The sequence below is a fragment of the Microbacterium amylolyticum genome, assembly GCF_011046975.1.
Taxonomy (GTDB): Bacteria; Actinomycetota; Actinomycetes; order Actinomycetales; family Microbacteriaceae; genus Microbacterium; species Microbacterium amylolyticum.
The window spans coordinates 479716-500010 of the sequence record NZ_CP049253.1; the positions used below are offsets into that span (position 1 = coordinate 479716).

At 64.0% G+C, this 20295-nt stretch carries 19 protein-coding genes and 5 tRNA genes; 11 read left to right on the forward strand and 13 right to left on the reverse strand.

Annotated features, from left to right (window positions below; genetic code table 11):
• Position 1: 1 nt before the first annotated feature.
• The gene (pdxY, locus tag G6N81_RS02490) at positions 2-853 is read left to right on the forward strand and encodes a pyridoxal kinase PdxY (RefSeq protein ID WP_165132625.1); all 852 of its coding nucleotides are present in this window, start codon (positions 2-4) and stop codon (positions 851-853) included.
• 7 nt (positions 854-860) lie between these two features.
• Here the strand turns inward: pdxY and G6N81_RS02495 are convergent, their stop codons facing one another.
• Positions 861-2189 carry an aminotransferase class I/II-fold pyridoxal phosphate-dependent enzyme gene (locus tag G6N81_RS02495; RefSeq protein ID WP_165132628.1) on the reverse strand — a complete coding sequence of 443 codons (1329 nt, stop codon included), beginning with the start codon at positions 2187-2189 and terminating at the stop codon, positions 861-863.
• Positions 2190-2270: 81 nt separating this feature from the next.
• Between G6N81_RS02495 and pdxS the strand changes: the two genes are divergently transcribed.
• Both pdxS and pdxT read left to right on the forward strand, forming a co-directional pair.
• Positions 2271-3158, forward strand: coding sequence for a pyridoxal 5'-phosphate synthase lyase subunit PdxS (gene pdxS / locus G6N81_RS02500; protein ID WP_165132631.1), 888 nt, complete (start codon positions 2271-2273; stop codon positions 3156-3158).
• Entirely contained in the window at positions 3152-3739 is a 588-nt protein-coding gene (gene pdxT, locus G6N81_RS02505; protein WP_165132634.1) for a pyridoxal 5'-phosphate synthase glutaminase subunit PdxT, read from the forward strand. Before pdxS ends, pdxT begins: the two co-directional genes overlap by 7 nt.
• 83 nt (positions 3740-3822) lie before the next feature.
• On the opposite strand, the gene G6N81_RS02510 is transcribed toward pdxT, so the two are convergent.
• The 7 genes from G6N81_RS02510 to G6N81_RS02540 form a co-directional block, all read right to left on the reverse strand.
• Entirely contained in the window at positions 3823-4380 is a 558-nt protein-coding gene (locus G6N81_RS02510) for an HIT family protein (protein ID WP_165132637.1), read from the reverse strand.
• On the reverse strand, positions 4377-6323 hold the full coding sequence (thrS, locus tag G6N81_RS02515; protein ID WP_165137615.1) for a threonine--tRNA ligase: 1947 nt from the start codon (positions 6321-6323) through the stop codon (positions 4377-4379). Before thrS ends, G6N81_RS02510 begins: the two co-directional genes overlap by 4 nt.
• A gap of 97 nt (positions 6324-6420) precedes the next feature.
• Entirely contained in the window at positions 6421-6792 is a 372-nt protein-coding gene (locus G6N81_RS02520) for an ankyrin repeat domain-containing protein (protein WP_165132640.1), read from the reverse strand.
• A gap of 115 nt (positions 6793-6907) precedes the next feature.
• Positions 6908-6980, reverse strand: a tRNA-Gly gene (locus G6N81_RS02525).
• Positions 6981-7010: 30 nt separating this feature from the next.
• Positions 7011-7082, reverse strand: a tRNA-Val gene (locus G6N81_RS02530).
• A 24-nt stretch (positions 7083-7106) separates the two neighbouring features.
• Positions 7107-7177: transfer RNA gene (locus G6N81_RS02535), tRNA-Cys, on the reverse strand.
• 53 nt (positions 7178-7230) lie between these two features.
• Positions 7231-7303 (reverse strand) — tRNA-Gly (locus G6N81_RS02540).
• Between the two features lie 232 nt (positions 7304-7535).
• Between G6N81_RS02540 and G6N81_RS02545 the strand changes: the two genes are divergently transcribed.
• Positions 7536-7612 (forward strand) — tRNA-Val (locus tag G6N81_RS02545).
• Between the two features lie 393 nt (positions 7613-8005).
• Here the strand turns inward: G6N81_RS02545 and G6N81_RS02555 are convergent.
• The gene (locus G6N81_RS02555) at positions 8006-8848 is read right to left on the reverse strand and encodes a Rossmann-fold NAD(P)-binding domain-containing protein (protein ID WP_241245032.1); all 843 of its coding nucleotides are present in this window, start codon (positions 8846-8848) and stop codon (positions 8006-8008) included.
• Positions 8849-9138: 290 nt separating this feature from the next.
• Here G6N81_RS02555 and G6N81_RS02560 point away from each other — a divergent pair, with 290 nt between their 5' ends.
• Together G6N81_RS02560 and G6N81_RS02565 are read left to right on the forward strand one after the other, a co-directional pair.
• Complete coding sequence (locus G6N81_RS02560; protein WP_165137622.1) at positions 9139-9564, forward strand: DUF1611 domain-containing protein; 426 nt, start codon at positions 9139-9141, stop codon at positions 9562-9564.
• Complete coding sequence (locus G6N81_RS02565; RefSeq protein WP_165132646.1) at positions 9531-10112, forward strand: LysM peptidoglycan-binding domain-containing protein; 582 nt, start codon at positions 9531-9533, stop codon at positions 10110-10112. The genes G6N81_RS02560 and G6N81_RS02565 overlap by 34 nt, the downstream gene beginning before the upstream one ends.
• Positions 10113-10115: 3 nt before the next feature.
• Here G6N81_RS02565 and G6N81_RS02570 read toward each other — a convergent pair whose 3' ends face one another.
• The 3 genes from G6N81_RS02570 to zapE form a co-directional block, all read right to left on the reverse strand.
• Positions 10116-10637 carry a type II toxin-antitoxin system PemK/MazF family toxin gene (locus tag G6N81_RS02570; protein WP_241245033.1) on the reverse strand — a complete coding sequence of 174 codons (522 nt, stop codon included), beginning with the start codon at positions 10635-10637 and terminating at the stop codon, positions 10116-10118.
• A gap of 121 nt (positions 10638-10758) precedes the next feature.
• Positions 10759-12009 carry an ammonium transporter gene (locus tag G6N81_RS02575; RefSeq protein WP_165132649.1) on the reverse strand — a complete coding sequence of 417 codons (1251 nt, stop codon included), beginning with the start codon at positions 12007-12009 and terminating at the stop codon, positions 10759-10761.
• Between the two features lie 233 nt (positions 12010-12242).
• Positions 12243-13283, reverse strand: a complete 1041-nt coding sequence (zapE, locus tag G6N81_RS02580; RefSeq protein ID WP_165132652.1) for a cell division protein ZapE — start codon at positions 13281-13283, stop codon at positions 12243-12245.
• Positions 13284-13341: 58 nt separating this feature from the next.
• On the opposite strand from zapE, the gene G6N81_RS02585 reads away from it, so the two are divergent.
• On the forward strand, positions 13342-13782 hold the full coding sequence (locus G6N81_RS02585; protein ID WP_165132655.1) for a SufE family protein: 441 nt from the start codon (positions 13342-13344) through the stop codon (positions 13780-13782).
• Here G6N81_RS02585 and G6N81_RS02590 read toward each other — a convergent pair.
• On the reverse strand, positions 13772-14959 hold the full coding sequence (locus tag G6N81_RS02590) for an alpha/beta hydrolase (protein ID WP_241245034.1): 1188 nt from the start codon (positions 14957-14959) through the stop codon (positions 13772-13774). The genes G6N81_RS02585 and G6N81_RS02590 overlap by 11 nt on opposite strands.
• A gap of 25 nt (positions 14960-14984) precedes the next feature.
• Between G6N81_RS02590 and G6N81_RS02595 the strand changes: the two genes are divergently transcribed.
• The 4 genes from G6N81_RS02595 (at position 14985) to G6N81_RS02610 (ending at position 20252) form a co-directional block, all read left to right on the forward strand.
• Positions 14985-15551, forward strand: a complete 567-nt coding sequence (locus tag G6N81_RS02595) for a DUF3000 domain-containing protein (RefSeq protein WP_165132658.1) — start codon at positions 14985-14987, stop codon at positions 15549-15551.
• A gap of 71 nt (positions 15552-15622) precedes the next feature.
• Complete coding sequence (locus G6N81_RS02600; protein WP_165137632.1) at positions 15623-16819, forward strand: HRDC domain-containing protein; 1197 nt, start codon at positions 15623-15625, stop codon at positions 16817-16819.
• Positions 16820-16896: 77 nt separating this feature from the next.
• Positions 16897-18108, forward strand: coding sequence for a thiolase family protein (locus tag G6N81_RS02605; RefSeq protein WP_165132661.1), 1212 nt, complete (start codon positions 16897-16899; stop codon positions 18106-18108).
• A gap of 5 nt (positions 18109-18113) precedes the next feature.
• Entirely contained in the window at positions 18114-20252 is a 2139-nt protein-coding gene (locus G6N81_RS02610) for a 3-hydroxyacyl-CoA dehydrogenase NAD-binding domain-containing protein (protein WP_165132664.1), read from the forward strand.
• Positions 20253-20295: the final 43 nt, after the last annotated feature.

Here is a 20295-nt window from a genome sequence, read left to right on the forward strand (position 1 = left end):
GATGCATATCCTGTCGATCCAGTCCGCCGTTGCATTCGGCCATGCCGGCAATTCGGCGGCCGTCTTCCCGATGCAGCGCATCGGCGTAGAGGTCCTCCCCGTCTACACCGTCAACTTCTCGAACCACACCGGGTACGGTGCGTGGCGCGGCCCTGTCATGGACCCGCAGGACGTTGCGAACGTCATCACCGGTATCGAAGAACGAGGTGCTTTTTCTTCGCTCGATGCCGTCCTGAGCGGGTACCAGGGGTCTGAGGGCATCGCCGACGTCATCATCGACGCCGTCGCGCGCGTAAAACGCGCCAATCCGGCCGCGCTGTACGCCTGCGACCCGGTCATGGGTAACGCGAAGTCCGGCTGTTTCGTGGCCCCCGCCATCCCTGATCTTCTCCGCGACAAGGTTGTTCCGGTTGCGGACATCATCACGCCCAACCAGTTCGAGCTCGGTTTTCTGACGGGCACAACACCGGACACGATCGAATCGACGCTCGATGCGGCTGACGCCGCACGTGCAATGGGGCCAGACACCGTCCTCGTCACCAGCGTGGAACGTCCGGGCCGCCCGGAGGGCACGATTGAGATGATGGCGGTGACGTCATCGGGCGCGTGGATCGTTCAGACTCCTCATCTCCCAATGAAGGCAAATGGATCCGGAGATGTGACGGCGGCGCTGTTTACGTCTCACTTCACGCGCACGCGCGACGCCGCCGATGCCCTCGCACGAACCGCCTCCAGTGTGTACGGTCTTCTCGCGCAGACTCACGCTGCTGGCGCCAAGGAACTGCTTTTGGTCGAGGCTCAGGAGCACTATGCGCACCCCGCACTCGAATTCGCGGTGACCCAGCTGCGGTAGAGCGTCCCTACGTTGCCGCGTGGATGGCGGAGGCCAGATCGGCCGCCAAGCGCTCCTGCTCGGTGTCGTCAAGGTGGTGCACCGTGATCCGAAGGTGTCGGGAGTGTTCCCGGTGTCCGATCTGGAATTCGTCGCCGGCCCGCGCTAGCCAGCCACGACGCATGAGCTGAGCAGCCACTCTGCCGGCGTCACGCCGCACGGGGACCCAGAGCGTTAGCCCATCGCCAACGGGAACATCGATGCCGTAGGCGTCAAGAAGCGAACGGAATGCGGTGTTGCGCTCAGCGTAATGATCGGCGGCTTCTTCGATCGTGGCACGGGCGGAGAGGTCGGTCAGCTGAGCGTGTGCGAGGCGTTGCAGCAGATGGCTGACCCAGGTCGTTCCGGGGCTCAGACGCAGCGCCAGCCGATCCGCGGTGTGCGCATCGGACGCGACGATCGCAAGAGACATATCGGGGCCGAGAAACTTCGAAACCGAGCGCACGAGCGCCCAGCGCTCGTGCGCCGGCCCGATGATTGATCGATAGGGTCGCTTCGACAGCAGGGAAAAGTGATCGTCGGCGATCACGAGAACATAGGGGTGATCAGCAAGAACCTCCCGGAGATCTTTCGCCCGCTGAGATGACAGGCTCGCGCCCGTCGGGTTCTGCGCGCGCGGTGTGACAACGATCGCGCGGACGCCCTGTGAGAGCGCATCACGAAGGCCGTCCACGGTCATTCCTTCGGCGTCGACCGGAACAGCGATGGCCCGGTATCCCGCGAGGCGCACGGTGCGGATCGTCGCCAGGAACCCGGGATCTTCGATCGCGACAGCATCGTCGCGCATGAGCGCCTGGGCCAGCAGGCGCTCGACAGCGTCGAATGCACCGTTCGTGATCGTCAGCCGCGGGGCACCATCCGGGATGTCCCCAACGAGCCATTCGCGCGCCCAGGACTCCAGGCCCGGGTCGATGACCGGCTCGCCGTACAAAACAGGCCGAGCCGACGCGGAGGCCAGGGCTCGGGAAGCATCGGGGATCAGCGAGGCATCAGGATTTCCCGCTGCGATGTCCCGCAGAGGGCTCTCCAATGCGAAGCCCTCCTGTGCGGTGGCAGCAGAACGCGACACGTGCGTTCCGGCGCGTCCGCGGGACTCAACGAGGCCCGCCTGTGACAGATGCCGGTATGCGGCGACAACGGTGTTGCGGTTAACACCAAGGTCGTCGGCCAGTGAGCGCACGGAGGGAAGGGAAGCCCCGGCGCCGAGGTCGCCGCGGTCAATCGCGGCGCGCACGTCTTCGGCGATTGCCGCCGCGGTACGTCCCGTGATCTTGTGCACAAAGTCACTGTGTTCCATCGCGTCTCACACTACGTCCTGCGTCATGGTATTTTTCTGGCCTATGCCAATAAATACTTGGCATCAGACAGGAGGAGCGACATGACTGAAAGCACCGGAACCGCACGCGTGAAACGCGGACTCGCCGAGATGCTGAAGGGCGGCGTCATCATGGACGTCGTCACATCCGACCAGGCGAAGATCGCCGAGGACGCCGGAGCCGTCGCCGTCATGGCGCTCGAACGCGTTCCGGCCGATATCCGCGCCCAGGGTGGCGTCGCACGCATGAGCGACCCCGACCTCATCGACGGAATTATCGACGCGGTCTCCATTCCTGTGATGGCCAAGGCCCGCATCGGTCACTTCGTCGAGGCACAGGTGCTGCAGGAACTCGGTGTTGACTACATCGATGAGTCGGAGGTGCTCTCCCCCGCCGACTACATCAACCACATCGACAAGTGGCCCTTCACGGTTCCCTTCGTGTGTGGTGCGACAAACCTCGGCGAGGCGCTGCGCCGCGTCACGGAGGGCGCCGCCATGATCCGCTCGAAGGGCGAGGCCGGAACGGGCGATGTTTCTGAGGCGACGCGTCACATCCGGCAGATCCGTGCCGAAGTTCGCGCACTTGCTGCCAAGAGCGACGACGAGCTCTACGTTGCGGCCAAGGAACTCCAGGCTCCGTACGAGCTCGTGGCCGAAGTTGCGCGCACCGGCAAGCTGCCCGTCGTGCTCTTCACCGCCGGCGGCGTCGCAACACCCGCTGACGCGGCCATGATGATGCAGCTCGGCGCCGATGGCGTTTTCGTCGGTTCCGGCATCTTCCGCTCTGGTGACCCTGCTGCGCGCGCAAAGGCCATCGTGAAGGCAACAACCTTCCACGACGACCCGTCGATCGTCGCTGAGGTCTCCCGCGGACTCGGCGAGGCCATGGTGGGCATCAATGTCACCGACCTCCCTGCTCCGCACCGCCTCGCGGATCGCGGATGGTAAGAGTCGGCGTTCTCGCGTTGCAGGGCGACGTGCGCGAGCACGCCGCCCTGCTCGCTCATCTCGGTGCGCATGTTTCGCACGTGCGGCGGCCCGAGGAACTGCGTGAGGTGGACGGCCTCGTCCTGCCAGGAGGCGAGTCGAGCGTTATCGACAAACTCGCGCGCATCTTCGACCTGCGAGAGCCTCTCGTCGCGCGCATCCGCGAAGGCCTCCCGGTGTACGGCACCTGCGCTGGCCTGATTCTGCTCGCAGATCGCCTGGCTGATGGAATCGACGGGCAGCGGACGTTCGGCGGCCTCAACGCGACGGTCCGCCGCAACGCCTTTGGTCGTCAGAACGATTCGTTCGAAACCGAGATCGATGTTCCGGCTCTCGGAGATCCGCCTGTGCGCGCAACGTTTATTCGCGCGCCGGTAATCGATGACGTTGGCCCTTCTGCTCGCGCGCTCGCAACGCTTCCTGACGGGAGGATTGTCGCAGCAGAACAGGGCAACCTCCTCGGAACGGCGTTTCATCCCGAGGTAACGGGCGAAACCCGGTTCCACGAGCGTTTCCTCGCTCGCGTCCGCGCAGCGCTATAACGGGCACCGAGAAACGCCGATGGCCCGGTGCCTCCGTCACAGCGGACGGGGCGCCGGGCCATCGGCGTTCGTGCGCAGGCCGGCTAGCTGTGCCAGGCCGCCGCAACAGCCTCTCGCACCTCGCCGAGTAACTGCGGAAGCGCCTTCGTCCGCCCGATGATCGGGAAGAAATTCGCGTCTGACGCCCACCGGGGGACGATGTGCTGGTGCAGGTGCTCTTCGACACCCGCGCCGGCGACCTGTCCCTGGTTCATGCCGATATTGAAGCCGTCACAGCGAGATGTCTGTCGCAGCACCCGCATTCCCACCTGGGTGAGGTGGGCGATCTCGGCTGCTTCCTCTGGTGTCGCCTCGTCGTACAGGCCCACATGCCGGTATGGGCAGACCAGCAGGTGACCGGAATTGTACGGAAACAGGTTCAGCAGAACGAATGCGTGCTGACCACGATGAACGATGAGTCCGTCCTGATCAGACTTGCCGGGAGCCGCGCAGAACGGGCACCCCGTCCCTCTGTTGACGTCCGCGCCCGCCTGGATATAAGCCATTCGGTGCGGGGTCCACAACCTCTGGAACGCATCGGGCGTACCCCCGAGCTCACTTTCGGGCTCGAGGCGGCCGAACTGCTCCCGGGGATCCGTCACGCCGTAGCCGCCTCCGGCGCGGCAGGATCGCTCATGATCTGCACCTTGTCATCGACAAGTTGTGTGACAAACGCAATCGCCTCGTCGATGGGGACGCCGTTGCGCTGTGAGCCATCACGGAAGCGGAAGGACACCGTGCCAGCTGAACGGTCCTGTTCTCCGGCGATGAGCTGGAGCGGGATCTTCGCGGTGGAGTGGGTGCGGATCTTCTTCTGCATCCGATCGTCCGATGCGTCAAGCTCGGCTCGCAAGCCAGAACGGCGCATCGTGTCGACGACCTCGCCGAGATAGTCCGCGTATTCACCCGCGACGGGAATGCCGATGACCTGCACGGGGGCAAGCCACACGGGGAACTCGCCGGCGTAGTGTTCGAGGAGAATCGCGAAGAACCGCTCGATCGAACCGAACAGCGCGCGGTGGATCATGATCGGACGCTGTTTGGTTCCGTCGGCCGCCGTGTACTCCAGGCCGAAGCGGTCCGGCAGGTTGAAGTCGAGCTGCACCGTTGACAGCTGCCAGGAACGACCGATCGCGTCTGTCACTTTCAGGTCAATCTTGGGACCGTAGAAGGCTGCTTCTCCCGGTTCCTCGATCAGGTCGAGGCCCGTGGAGCGAGCAACGTCGCGCAGTGCTTCGGACGCTGTCTCCCAGATCTCGTCATCGCCGATCCACTTGTCCTTCTCGTCGTCCTTCAAGGACAGTTCGAGGCGGAAGTCGGTCAGGCCGAAGTCTTTGAGCAGGCCGATCTCGAATTCGAGCACCTTGCGGATCTCGTCGCCGATCATCTCGCGCGTGACGAAGAGGTGAGCATCATCCTGCGTGAAGCCGCGCACGCGGGTGAGGCCATGTAGCGCGCCGGAGAGCTCGTTGCGGTAGACCGTGCCGTTCTCCGCAAGTCGCAGTGGCAAGTCGCGGTAACTGCGCGCGCGCTCCTTGTAGATGAGAATGTGCATCGGGCAGTTCATGGGCTTCAGGTAGTAGTCGACGCCCTGCTTGGTGACGTTGCCTTCGTCATCGGTTTCCTCATCCATCCGGATAGGAGGCCAAATGCCCTCGGCATACGTGGCGAGATGGCCCGATTTTTCGAACAGATCGCGCTTGGTGATGTGCGGCGTGTAGACGTAGCTATAGCCCTCTTGAATGTGGCGCGTGCGGGCGTGCTGTTCCATTTCGCCGCGCACGATGCCCCCCTTGGGGTGCCACACAGAAAGCCCGGAGCCGATCTCGTCGGGGAAGCTGAACAGATCGAGCTCGCGCCCGAGCTTGCGGTGGTCGCGTTTGGCGGCCTCGGCAAGGCGATCCTTATAGGCGACGAGGTCGTCCTTCGACGCCCATGCCGTGCCGTAGATGCGCTGAAGCTGCGGGTTGTTCTCGCTGCCACGCCAGTATGCGCCCGCAACGCGCAGAAGGTCCCAGCCGTTGCCGATCATGCGTGTCGACGGAACGTGCGGTCCGCGGCAGAGGTCCTTCCAGACCGTCTCCCCCGTCTTCGGGTCGACGTTGTCGTAGATCGTGAGTTCGCCGGCGCCTACCTCGACGCTCGCACCCTCGGCAGCATCTTTCTTGCCACCCTTGAGTCCAATCAGTTCAATCTTGAAGGGCTCGTCCGCGAGTTCGACGTGCGCCTCGTCATCACCCACAACGCGACGAGTGAAGCGCTGTCCGGCCTTGACGATGCGCTGCATTTCCTTCTTGATCGCTTTGAGGTCCTCCGGCGTGAAGGGCTCGTCAACCTGGAAGTCGTAGTAGAAGCCGTCCGTGACGGGCGGACCGATACCCAGCTTCGACTGCGGGTTGATTTTCTGCACGGCCTGGGCGAGCACGTGCGCCGTGGAGTGGCGCAGAATCTCCAGCCCGTCGGGATGGTCGAGTGTGACCGCCTCGGTTGTCTGTCCCTCTGTGACCTCCGTCGCGAGGTCTTTCAGGTCGCCGTCGACGCGCATTGCGACGACATTCTTGTCGGGGAACAGATCAAATCCAGTGGTCACTCCTCCATTCTATTGCCGTTGCCCCGGCACCCCTGCACGGCGGCTGGGTGGATCAAGCAGGAAGATTGCGTCCGAACATCTGCGCCGTCGCTCGGGCGCTGGGCTGTCCGGCATCGAGGTCGGCGCCTCCCGCCACGAGCACGCCAATAACGTCGTCGAATCCTTTGAAGACGGCACCTGCCGTGGGCGACTGCCCGCGATCGTTGAGCTTGTTGGGGTCCGCTCCGCGCTCCAACAGTCCCTCAACGAGCGTCGCGTGTCCGTTGTACGACGCGAGCATCAGGAGCGTGTCACCCGCGTCATTCGTCAGGTCGACCGCAACGCCCTGGTCGACGTATTCCAGAACGGTCGCATCCCCCGAGCGGGCCAGGTCAAAAACTCGGCTGGCAAACGCGACGATGTCGTCAGGGATCTCTTCGGTCATGTCTCCATGATGCCGTGGTCCGCCAGGAATCAACACAGCACCCGCAGAAGAGAGCCGAGAACACGAAAATGGGCCCGTGCCTCGTGCCTTGCACGGGACAGGACCCATCGTACCGAGCGGATGACGAGACTCGAACTCGCGACCCTCACCTTGGCAAGGTGATGCGCTACCAACTGCGCTACATCCGCAATACGAAAGCCCCCGTAAAGGGGGCTTCGTGCGCGATACTGGGATCGAACCAGTGACCTCTTCCGTGTCAGGGAAGCGCGCTACCGCTGCGCCAATCGCGCTCATCAGAGCTATTCAGTTTTTCGAGGTGGCGACGGGATTCGAACCCGTGTAAACGGCTTTGCAGGCCGGTGCCTAGCCTCTCGGCCACGCCACCGTGTGGGATTCGAACCCGCGTGCCGGACCACCAAAAGGTGATCACTGCACTCGAGCGGATGACGAGACTCGAACTCGCGACCCTCACCTTGGCAAGGTGATGCGCTACCAACTGCGCTACATCCGCGTACTATGTCAGCCCGAAGGCATCTTGCTTGTGTCCGTCTTGCGCCGGGCACTTGTTAAACATTAGCCCAGCACGCGCGGACTTCCAAACCACACCCATTGGCCGGGCGTGTCCGGCTCCCCGGTGCCAAGACGTGTGCGCTCACGACACCCCCGGCCCGCCTGCCCGTTCACGCCCACGGGGATCCTGCTGTAGTATTTCTACTCGTGCCTCAGGGCACATAACTCCACACGGGCGATTGGCGCAGTTGGTTAGCGCGCTTCCTTCACACGGAAGAGGTCATGGGTTCGAGTCCCGTATCGCCCACCACACGGAGAGGCCTTCTGTCGCTTGGCAGGAGGCCTTTTCGCTGCCGTCATAGCGCCGTCTCGCTCTCATCGATGCGTACCCCCGGCGCACCCCCGCCGCTGTTCAGCAGCGCCAAAGCCGCCTGATCAGCGCGTGATCCCTGGTAGTGGACGTAGTTCCTCGACGTGACCGACACATCGGCATGCCTCACATCACAGACACTCCCCTGCATCACAGCACGACGCCGACCGATGTCCACGAACACGGCTGGATCGTGCAGTCACGGCACAGCGCCTCAGCCGGATACGTCGTATCTGTTCGGTGCACCGTCTGCCGGGCGCACAGAGTTCACGTTCAGGTACGTTCAGATGTTCGGCCAGCTGCCCTCAGCACAGAGGTGCTCTCCCCGAGCGCTCACCCCTCGCGCGCGAGTCGCACTTCCCTCGCACGGACCACCGCGTCGTAGCCGCTCCGGAAGTCCGGATACTCGAGCTCGCCGAGGAGCGAAACGAACGCCGCGCCGTCAAAGACGTTGCCGGAAACGGCATCCCCATCGGACCGCGAGGGACGGGCGACACCGAGCAGGCCACTGATGTGCTCCGCGACGTCTCCGAGAGGCGCTGGCGACTGATCGACAGCGTGAAGGACGCTCGGCGGACGCTCTGTCCCCACCAGGATGGCGAGTGCACGGACGAGATCCGACTCGTGAACACGGTTGGTGCGGCGGGCATAACTGATCGGTTCCCCCGCGAGCACTCGGCGGATCAGGAACTCCCTCCCGGCGCCGTAGATTCCCGCAGGGCGCAGGATAACAGCGGAGAAGAGGTCGATCGCCGCACGTTCACCGTCCAGCAGGTTCTCACTGCGCGGGGAGGAGGGCGCAGGCGTGACGTCTTCCGTGATCGGTTGGTGCCCCGTCCACCCCTCGAAAACGCCGGTCGATGAGACGAAAACGGTTCGCCGCGGGCGAGCAGGGAGCCCCTCGGCGAGATGCTCCAGTGCAACGCGGTATCCCTGTTGTGCGGCAGCAGGAGGGAGGGTGATCACCATCGCGTCAACCAGCGGCAGCTCCTGCTCCAGCGGGCGTCCCAGGTCGGCAGCGATTGCGTCGAACGCCGACGGAAGGGCATCGGTGCGCCTGCGCACAGCGAACACCTCTCCGCCGTGTTCGTGCAGCTGGAGCCCGAGGCGCGTTCCGATCTTCCCGCACCCAACGAGCAGGGTACGTCGAGGGATACGGGCGGCAACATTCTTCACCCCGCCACTGTTTCACACGGGGCTCTCTCCTCGCCGAAGGCGTCAAGGGCGACACGCCCGGCCCGCACACATCACCGGCTGGTACGTTTCGAGCGTCGGCATCGTGCCTGCGTCAGGGAAGACTTCTTGTCAACCAGTCAGCCGTCACCGGCGCTTCGTTCTCCGTCGCCTCCTCTGTGTGAGCTCGAGGAGAGTCATGCCCGTTAGCAACGTACCCACAACGCCGTCGGTCCGCCCCGCACACTATCCTCAGCGTGATCGACAGCCGTCACACTGGCCAGGACTCGGGGATGGTGCTCGATGGCAAGGCCAATAACATTCACGTCTTCAGCGGCCTGGCCGAGGCAATAGCGCACACCGGATACCTCCCGGACTACCTCATCTGCGGTGTCGCCCCGGCAGACGGGCTACTCTCCCCCGCGCAGCGTGTCGTTCTGCTTGACGGCATTTCCCGCGGCATGCACATCATCAACGGTCTCCATGAGTTCCTCAATGACGACGCCGAGTTCGTTGCTGCGAGTCTGCTCACCGAGCGACCTCGTGGACATGGTGCTGAGCGCGTTCCCCCTGCTTGCAGAGAAGCTCGTACCGGCCGCAGTTGTCGTCGAGTAAAACGTCAGGCGCTGCGGCACGCGGCTTGCGATGGCTCGGAGCTTGCGTCGACCGCGGCTATGCTCACGAGATGCGATGCCTTCCCGCCATCTCATTCCTGGTGATCGCCGCCGCCGCGCTCAGCGGATGCGCTCCCTCTGAAGCGCCGTTGACGACCGCGCAGACAACGCATAGCCCGGAACCATCACCGGCGCCGACCGCATCGCCGTCTCCGGGTCCGCACACACCGGAACCGAGCCCACCGGGGTCCGTCGAAGTATCTGCGTGCGCCCAGGTCGAATCGCTCCGTGTCCGTCCGGAGAGCGACGATGACCGCCTCGATGTGTTCGGCGTCATCGCTCTCCGCGACTCCGGTCCTCGCACTCGTGCGAACGGTGAAACGGCGTTCGCCGGGGACCAAGCGATCTCGTACGAGGTGGCACCGGGCGACACACTGGGTGCCATCGCCGAGCGCTTCTGTACGACGACCCAGATGATCCAGTACCTCAACGTCGTACGCCGTGCCACCGGGTATTCAAACGCCAAAGATGACTTCGTCCTTTACGCCGGCGACATCCTCAACCTGGACGCGTACACGATTACGTCGGTTGGTCACCAGAACGGCGTTGTGTACGACTACCGGCCGGTCATCCATCTGCCGCCACAGCGATAGCCGCTAGACCTTCCACCCGTATCGCGTGCGAAGAGCGTGCGCGACGACGGTAAACCTGTCGAGATCCAGCGCAGCGGCTTCACGACGCACACCGTGCCGTGGGACGCTGTAGAGCTGATCGAGGTCGACCCATGATTCTCGTCCCTGCGCGTCCCAGCCACCCGTCCCGAGACGCAAATGCTCACGGGAGCCGTCGTGGGAGCGGCTCGTCAGTTTGAGGCCGTAATAGCGATCTGTCGATTGCCGGCCGATGATCAGCACCGGACGATCCTTGCCGCGGCCATCGTTTTCGGCATAGGGCACCCAGGTCCAGACCACTTCACCTGCGTCCGGTTCGCCATCCGGAGAAGGAGCGTACGACATGGTGAGGGTCGCGACGGAGCGGGGGTCGATCTCATACGTGTCGGCACCACCCGATACAGGGCGGCGGTCCGCTGCCTGTCCCCGCCGTTTCGTGCCAAAGACACCCTGGAGAAGGTCGACGCTCAGGCGGATGATCCGCTGCCAGTCCCTGTTCGTAAGCACGCGTTAACGCTACCGTGCGGAGATTGTCTGCGCCGCCCTCAGAAACAGAGGTGGGCGCCTCCTCTCATTGAGGAGACGCCCATCTGATGCTGTGAGTGCTGGGTGTTGCTTCTGCGATGACTTAGCGGTCGTCGCCTGTGAGGGCGTAACCCTCTTCGCCGTGGACCGAAACATCCACACCGGCAATTTCGTCTTCGTTCTTGACGCGGAACCCAATCGTCTTCTCGATCGCGAGACCGATGATCAGCGCGACAACGAACGCGTAGACAAGAGCCGCGACCACGGCGATGAACTGAACGATGAGCTGCTCGAGGCTGCCCGTGAAAATCAGCCCGGTGTCGCGAGCGAAGAAGCCGAGCCACAGGGCACCGATGATTCCACCGACGAGGTGGACACCGACGACATCAAGCGAGTCATCGTAGCCAAGCTTCCACTTGAGCTCGATCGCCAGGGCACAGACAGCACCGACGACGAGTCCGAGGACGATCGCCCACACGGGGTCGAGGTCAGCACAAGCCGGGGTGATGGCCACAAGACCCGAGACGGCACCCGTTGCTGCGCCCACTGCCGTCGGCTTGCCGTCCTTGATCTTCTCAACGAAGATCCAGCCGAGGACCGCTGCCGCGGGAGTAACCATCGTGTTGATGACGATGAGGCCCTGCGGGAGGTTGCCAGCGTCACCGAGCGGCTCAAACACGGCGCCGCCATTGAATCCGAACCAACCGAACCACAGCAGCGCTGCGCCGAGAAGAACGAGCGGCACGTTGTGGGGCTTCTGGATGCCCTTCTGGAAGCCAACGCGCTTGCCCAGAACGATCGCGAGAGCGAGGGCCGCGGCACCGGCGTTGATGTGAACGACGGTTCCACCGGCGTAGTCGATGACAGACACGGAGTCTTCGCCGAACATGATGGTGCCGAGCTCTTCGATCCAGCCGCCGCCCCAGACCCAGGCCGCGACGGGGAAGTAGACCAGCGTCGCCCAAATACCGGCGAAGATCATCCATGCGCCGAACTTGGCGCGGTCAGCGATCGCACCGGAAATCAGCGCAACAGTAATAATGGCGAAGGTTGCGCCGAACGCCGAACCGATGAGGACTTCACCGGTCTCGTCGCCTTCGGCGATGGTCGTCGCGAGGCCGAAGTCAGCAAAGGGGTTTCCGGCGAACGCCCATGTGCTGTCGACGGCGCTCATCGACGATCCGTAGAGCACCCAAAGAACGGCCGTAAGGCCCAGTGCGCCGAAGCTCATCATCATCATGCTGACGACGCTCTTCGCCTTCACCAGGCCGCCATAGAAGAAGGCGACACCGGGGGTCATGAGAAGGACAAGCGCGGTGGCTGTCATCAGCCATGCGAGATTTCCGCTATCCATGTGATTCCTATCGGGTCAGGTAACAGGACACCCGGTCTGCTTAGGTCGATGTGGAGCCCTCGACCGGATGACCCCATGGTGCCGCTCCCGCGTTACCCTGCCCCACGCCAAAGCGTTACGGACGAGTTACGAGAACCCCCGATGTGTAAACGCTGTGTTTCGCGACCCGGCAAAAACGACATGTGTTCCCCATGACCGTGCCACATTGCACAGAAAAGGACCGCCTGCGCCGCCTATGCGTGCGTCGACGCGACCAGCCGAGAAATCGCCCGCAGATACTTCTTGCGGTATCCGCCGCGCAGCATCTCCTCGCTAAACACCTCGTTCAGAGGCGTACCCGTTGCACGAATCGGGAGCTGAGCGTCGTACACCCTGTCGACGAAAGCGACGAAGCGCAGCGCTTCTGACTGGTCCGTGAGTAACGTGACCTCGCGCAGCCCCACCGCTCGAATCTGGTCGATCAGGCGGATGTAGCGCGAGGGGTGCACATGAGCAAGGTGAGCGATCAGCTCACGGAAGTCGTCGTCCGAGGCGGTGCCGCCTCCCGCTGATGTGGCAAGGGCCGCGTCGAAGTCGCCTTCGTCTTCCACCGATGCGCCGCTATCAAGGGAGCGCTGACGGAAGTCGACACCATCGATGCGTATGGTGCGGAAGCTGTCGGCCATGCCCTGAATCTCGCGGAGGAAGTCCTGCGCAGCGAAGCGTCCCTCACCGAGCGCGTTCGGAGGCGTATTGCTGGTGGCCGCCAGGCGGGTACCCGTCGAAACGAGTTCGCCGAGGAGGCGCGTCATGACCATCGTGTCGCCGGGGTCATCCAGCTCGAACTCATCGACGCACACAAGCGCTGTTCCGCGAAGAAGGTCCACGGTGTTCTTGTATCCGAGCGCTCCGACGAGGGCGGTGTACTCAATAAACGATCCGAAGAGCTTTCGCTGCGCCGGAACGGCGTGATAAATGGCTGCCAGAAGGTGCGTCTTGCCGACTCCGAATCCGCCATCCAGATACACGCCGGGTTTCACGGGCGCATCGATGCGCTGCTTCTTCCGTCCGAATGAAAACAGCCCGCGCGCTGCAATCGGCTGTGCGCCGACGGCAAACTGAGCGAGAGCGTCCTTGGCTTCACCCTGCGACGGATAGGAGTCGTCGACGCGGTAAGTATCGAACGTCGCGTGATCAAACTGCGGCGGCGGCACGAGGCTCGAGAGCATCTCCTCGCCTGTTAGCTGAGGGAAGCGCTCAACGAGGCGCACAGTCGTCGCTGTCACGGGAGTCATCACAGAAAATGGTACTTCGCTGGCATGGCGTTCACGACCACGCGTACTCTGTCGTGCGATGACTGACACACTCCCCCCGGCCCTAGCCGAGATCCGCGATGACATCCTTTCCGTCGAGGGCGCAGATCGTCTGCACATGCTCGTCGAAATCGGCGATGAGCTACCGCCCGCGCCCGAGCCGTACGCATCCGACCCCTCTCAAGCTGAACGTGTCACTGAGTGCCAGTCTCCCGTTTTCATCGCCATCGAGGTCGTCGACGACATCGTCACGATGCACGCCATCGCGCCAGCCGAGGCCCCGACGACCCGCGGATTCGCCACGATTCTCGCGCAGGGCATCAGCGGAGCCCCGCGCGCGCAGGTTCTCGCGATCCCGGACGATTTCCCCACGACACTGGGGCTGGGGGCGTTGGTTTCTCCGCTCCGGATCAGCGGAATGGTCGGCATGCTGCGTCGCGCGAAACGACAGGTCGCTGCTCAGGCGCAAGTCACGGGGTGATCTTCTCGCTGAGCCAGCGCCGAATGCGGTTTGACCAGCGGGCCTCGTCGTAGTTCCACAACTTCGTGTGCCGGGCCTCGGAATAGATGTCCAGCTCAACGAGATCGGGTCGCGCTTCCGCGAGGGCCCGAGACGCGCCAGAGGGCACGAAGCCATCATCGTCGCTATGGAGAATCAGGACCGGCTGTTCGAGCTCATCAGCGCGTCGCACCAGATCAAGATCGTCGAGCGAGATCGGGTCTCCGGCACGAACCACGCGCGACCACGACCGCACCGTGAGCTGACGCTTTGCCAGGTGAGAAACGGCCGAAGGAATGCGAAGAGCACGCGCCTGATGATCGAGGACGATGCGCCAGTCCACAACAGGCGACTCGAGGATGAGTCCGGCGATGACATCGGAATGATCGGTGTTCAACGCTGTTTGAAGCGCGATTGCGCCCCCCATCGACCACCCCATCAAAACGACGCGCGAGGCCCCGCGCTCTCGCGCATACGCGATCGCCGCGTCGACGTCGCGCCATTCTGTTGCTCCCAGCCCATAGCGGCCCGACTGAGAGGGCGGCGCCTCACCGTCATTGCGGTAGGAAATCGCGAGCGTCGAGAGCCCGGCGTCGCGGAACACGGGAACCGCACGCAGAACCTCAGACCGGGTCGTGCCGCGACCATGCACGGCGACGACCCACGTGGAACCCGCCCCGCCCTGGGCGGGAAAGTACCAGGCGGGGCACGGGCCCACCGGCGACGGAATCTCCACGTCCTCGTAGGGCAGGTGAAGCTGCGAGGCGTGGTCGAAATACCACCCGCTGAAGGTGGCGTCCCGCCCAATCAGATCGGTGGGTCCTACGTGCGTCAGCAGCTTTCGCGTGACAGCTGTGTCGTCCTTCCTGACCACAGCGCCGAGCTTCAGATAGGACCGTGATCCGTTCACGAACAGGCCGTACCGACCGGGCAGGACGGTATCCGTCGTCTTCGTGAGAGTGATCGTTTGCGCGTCCCTGTCAATCTCGCGTACTTCTGTGTCGGCGAGACGCTTGGTGAAGGGGGTCACCACGCGACGCGCAACCGTAAAGGCCACGGCCGTTGCGCCGATCATGACACCGAGCGCTGCCGCGAGCCCCAGGGCGATCGCTTCCGCCCAGCCCCTGCGAACGATGACGGCGCGCCTTGATCCACTCACCACGCTCCCAGCTTAATGTGAGGTTGTGACCAGCGATGGGAGAACTCCCGCCGAATTCAAGGTGGCCGCGGAGAAGCTCCGTGGTGCTGAGTTTCGTTCCGACCTCGTCGTCGCCGAGATTCCTTCGCCGCGCGGCGTTGCCCCGCACGCGATTGCCTTCGCCGGGGACGTCCGACCGGATGAGCACGGTGATTCCCCGTTTGGAACGGGCCGCTTTCTTCTTCTCTTCGACGAGAGCGAGCCGGACGCATGGGGCGGCCCTTGGCGTGTCGTCGCCTTCGCCCAGGCGCCACTCGAGCCAGAGATCGGATCCGACCCCCTTCTCGCTGATGTTGCCTGGTCGTGGCTCGTCGACGCACTGGCATCACGCGGAGCACGGCACACAGCGGCATCGGGCACCGCGACAAAGACTCTGTCGCGGGGTTTTGGTTCGCTTGCCTACCAGGGTGACGGCGCACAGATCGAGCTGCGCGCGTCATGGTCACCGATAACGCCTTCCCTCGCGCACATCGAGGCGTGGGCGGAGCTGGTGTGCATGTTGGCCGGGCTGCCGCCGGGCTCCGAGCAGATCGCGCTCATCAGGCAGCGATAGACAGCGCTATTCGACCGTTCGCGTCTGCCGGGTGACAATGGGATGTCAGCCGCACAAGAAGGAGCATCACCATCGGGTACCGAGTCATCGACACCGCAGAGGGCCTGGCGCACGCAGCGCAGGCTCTCGCAGCAACGACGGGGCCAGTTGCGGTAGACGTCGAGAGGGCCTCCGGTTTTCGGTACAGCGCCCGCGCTTACCTTGTCCAGGTTGCGCGCCGCGGCGCCGGGGTCTTCCTCTTTGACCCACCAGCGATCGGCGGTGACTTCACCGTTCTCCAGAACGCGATCGGCGATGCGGAGTGGGTGTTCCACGCGGCCAACCAGGATCTCCCGTCACTCGCCGAAATCGGTCTCGTGCCGCCGCGCATCTTCGACACGGAGCTCTCCGCACGCCTTCTGGGGTGGCCAAAGGTTGGGCTGGGTGCGGTTGTCGAACGCACGCTCGGCATTGTGCTGCGTAAGGAGCACTCCGCAGCCGACTGGTCCACCCGGCCCCTCCCCCAAGACTGGATAGAGTATGCGGCGCTTGATGTCGAGCATCTGCTGGATGTGCGCGACATCATCGCCGACGAACTCGCCGAGACCGGAAAGAGCGAGTGGGCGACAGAGGAGTTCGAAGAGGTTCGCACCCGACTCCCCAAACCGCAGCCAGCCGAGCCCTGGCGCAAACTCAATGGCGTCAGCAAGCTTCGTGGACGATCTGCGCTCGCGGTTGCCCGTCAATTCTGGTTGGTGCGCGATGAGCTCGCCCGCTCCACGGACACGGCGCCCGGCCGGCTCGTCCCAGACCGTTCCGTCGTCGCGGCGGTCGCAGCTAATCCCCGGACCAAGAATCAGCTTGCCGGACTTCGAGAGTTCCAGGGCCGCGCCAGCCGAACAGAAATCGACCGCTGGTGGCAGGCCTTCGTCGACGGTCGCGAAACGACTGACCTCCCGGCAGAGCGCATCCCCTCCGATGCATTGCCCCCGGTGAAGGCCTGGGCAGCCAAGCGGCCGGACGCCGATGCACGGCTGAAGGCCGCGAAACCCGCCATCGAAGCGCACGCCGAGTTCCTCTCAATTCCCACCGAGAATCTGCTCACACCCGAGCACCTCCGACGTGTCAGCTGGAATCCACCGGCTGACATCACCGAGTCTTCTGTTGCCGCAGCTTTGCGTGATCAGGGGGCCCGCGCGTGGCAGGCGACGCAGACGGCACCGCTCATCGTGAGGGCGTTTGTTCAGGCGACGCAATCCGTTCCCGAGAGCCCGGACCTCGCTTCGTAGGTATTCCCCAAGTAGTTGGCGCCCACGTAGTGGGGTTCCCATAGGCTGAGGGAGAACATTCGATCTCAGGAGGCAATGTGGCCCAGCTGACGGACGTCTACTTCGTCGACGGCGTACGAACCCCATTCGGGCGCGCCGGCGATAAGGGCATCTACGCTCATACCCGCGCGGACGATCTTGTCGTCAAGTCGATCATCGGCTTGATGGAGCGCAACGCATCGGTTCCCAAGGACCGAATCGACGATGTGGCAATTGCCGCGACATCCCAGACAGGCGACCAGGGCCTCACCCTCGGTCGTACAACCGCGATGCTCGCCGGACTCCCCATCTCCGTCCCCGGACTGGCAATCGAGCGCATGTGCGCCGGAGCCCTCACGGCCGTGACAACAATGGGCGCGTCGATCGGCGTCGGCATGTACGACGTGGCTATCGCCGGTGGCGTCGAGCACATGGGGCGGCACCCTATCGGGTCCAACGCTGACCCCAACCCCCGCTTCGTCGCCGAGAAGCTCGTCGACCCGCAGTCGCTCAATATGGGTGTCACGGCCGAACGCCTGCACGACCGTTTTCCGCAGTTGACTAAGGAGCGTGCGGACCGCTACGGGATGCTCAGCCAACAGAAGGTGCAAGAAGCGTACGACCGCGGCGACATCCAGAAGGATCTCGTCCCGGTTTCTGTGGCCGATGCTGACGGCGCGTTTTCGCTCGCAACGGTGGACCAGGGCCGCCGGCCCGAAACGACGCTTGAAGGACTCGGGGCGCTGAAAACGCCGTTCCGCCCCCACGGGCGCGTGACGGCCGGCACATCCTCACCTCTCACCGACGGCGCGACGGTCAGCCTTCTCGCCGGCGGAGATGCGGTCCGCGAACTCGGCCTCACGCCGAAGATGCGTATGGTCTCGTTCGGATTCGCCGGAGTTGAGGCCGAGGTCATGGGCATCGGACCGATTCCCTCGACCGAGAAGGCGCTCGCAAAAGCGGGCCTCACCATCGACGACATTGATCTGTTCGAGCTGAACGAAGCATTCGCCGTTCAGGTGCTCTCGTTCCTCGATCACTTCGGGGTCGCTGATGACGACCCGCGCGTCAACCCCTGGGGCGGCGCAATCGCTCTCGGCCACCCCCTCGCTGCCAGCGGCGTTCGGCTGATGATTCAGCTTGCCGCGCAGTTCGAACAGCGGCCGGACGTGCGGTATGGACTGACCGCCATGTGCGTTGGCCTCGGCCAGGGCGGCACCGTGATCTGGGAGAACCCGTTCTACACGGGCAAGAAGGCGAAGAGGAAGTGACCGCGATGACGACGAACTACGATCAGATCGATTTCTCCGCCCTTGATGCGGCCGCCGAGGGCGAGGTCGTCACCCACTCACTCGTGCGGGATGTTTCGCTCGCGTCCGGCCGCACGCTGGCGCTGATCACACTGCACAACGGCCAGGACTACAAGCGGCCGAACACGATCGGCCCGCGCACTCTCACGGAGCTCGACGGCGTCCTGGAAGATCTCAGGGCGCGCGCCGCAGCTTCAGAAATCGACGCAGTCGCGATCACCGGGAAGCCCTACATCTTCGCCGCTGGCGCAGATCTCTCGCAGATCTCGGCGCTGCAGACGAAGGACAACGCGCGCCTGATCGCGCAGCGTGGTCACCAGGTACTGGGCAAGCTGTCTGATCTTGGCGTGCCCTCGTTCGCCTTCGTCAATGGACTTGCCCTGGGCGGTGGTCTCGAGATCGCGCTGAACGCCACGTATCGGACGGTCGACTCCTCCGCCGCAGCTGTTGCCCTCCCCGAGGTCTTTCTCGGCATCATCCCCGGCTGGGGCGGGGCTTATCTGTTGCCGAACCTCATCGGCATCGAGAAGGCCCTCGAGGTCGTCATCTCAAACCCTCTCAAGCAGAACCGCACGCTCAAGCCCCAGCAGGCCTACGAGCTCGGTATGTTCGACGCCATCTTCTCGCCCGCGAACTATCTCGAGGACTCTCTCTCCTGGGCGGATCGCGTGCTCGCGGGTGAGACGAAGGTCGAGCGTAACCATGTGCCCGGCACCATCGAGAAGAAGGTGAAGTGGCCTGCAGCGATCAAAATTGCCCGCGGCATGCTCGAGCAGAAGATCGGGACCGTTCCGCTGTCGCCGTATCGCGCTCTTGATCTGCTCGAGGCAGCGGCGAAGGGCACAAAGGAAGACGGATTCGCTCGCGAAGACGATGCGCTCGCCGACCTCATCACGGGCGATCAGTTCGCCGCGTCGATGTATGCGTTCGACCTCGTCCAGAAGCGCGCGAAGCGCCCCGTCGGCGCACCGGACAAAAAGCTGGCGCGCCCGGTATCGAAGGTCGGCGTCATCGGCGCCGGTCTCATGGCAAGCCAGTTCGCCCTTCTCTTCGTCCGCCGCTTGCAGGTACCCGTTGTCATCACCGATGTCTCTCAGGAGCGCGTCGACAAGGGCCTGAGCTACATTCGCGACGAAATCGCGAAACTCGAAGCCAAGGGACGCCTGGACGCGGATGGGGCGAACCGCCTGCGTGCACTCGTCACGGGAACAACAGACAAGGCCGACTTCGCCGACTGCGACTTCGTCATTGAGGCCGTCTTCGAGGAGACGGGTGTGAAGCAGCAGGTCTTCCAGGAGATCGAAAAGCACGTCTCCCCCGAAGCCATCCTCGCGACCAACACATCGTCGCTGTCTGTGGAAGAGATCGGCTCGGTGCTGAGCAACCCCGAACGGCTCGTCGGTTTCCACTTCTTCAACCCCGTTGCGGTGATGCCGTTGATCGAGGTTGTCAAGACTCCGCACACGAGCGAAGAGGCACTTGCGACAGCGTTCGTCACAGCGAAGAACCTGCGGAAGAACGCCATCGGCTCAGCAGATGCGCCCGGCTTCATCGTCAACCGCCTTCTCGCGAAGGTGATGGGCGAGGCGGCGCGTGCCGTGGATGACGGAACCCCCGTGGCCGACGTCGAGGCGGCGTTCGCACCGCTCGGGCTTCCCATGGGCCCGTTCGCTCTCATCGACCTCGTCGGCTGGAAGGTGGCGGCGCACGTCCAGGACACCATGGTGCGCCACTTCCCCCACCGCTTCCACGCCTCAGCCAACTTGCACCGCCTTGCCGAACTCGACGCACCGCTAGAGCGCGACAAGAAGGGGCGCATTACGGGTTGGTCGAAGAAGGCGCAGAAGGTGCTCGAAACCGGCTCGTCGCCGGCATCGGCGGATGCGATCCTCGCCCGTGTCCAGGACGAACTGGCGCGTGAAATCCGGCTGATGCTGGATGAAGGCGTCGTACCCGAGGTGCAGGACATCGACCTTGCCCTGATCCTTGGCGCCGGCTGGCCGTTCATTGATGGCGGGGCCACCCCGTACCTCGACCGTTCGGGAGCTTCTGAGCGGGCGGCGGGTGGGACGTTCCACACGCCCGCAATCCGCGGAATCTCCTAGCGACAACGTAGAAAGCGGGTCCGGCGCATGTGCGCCGGACCCG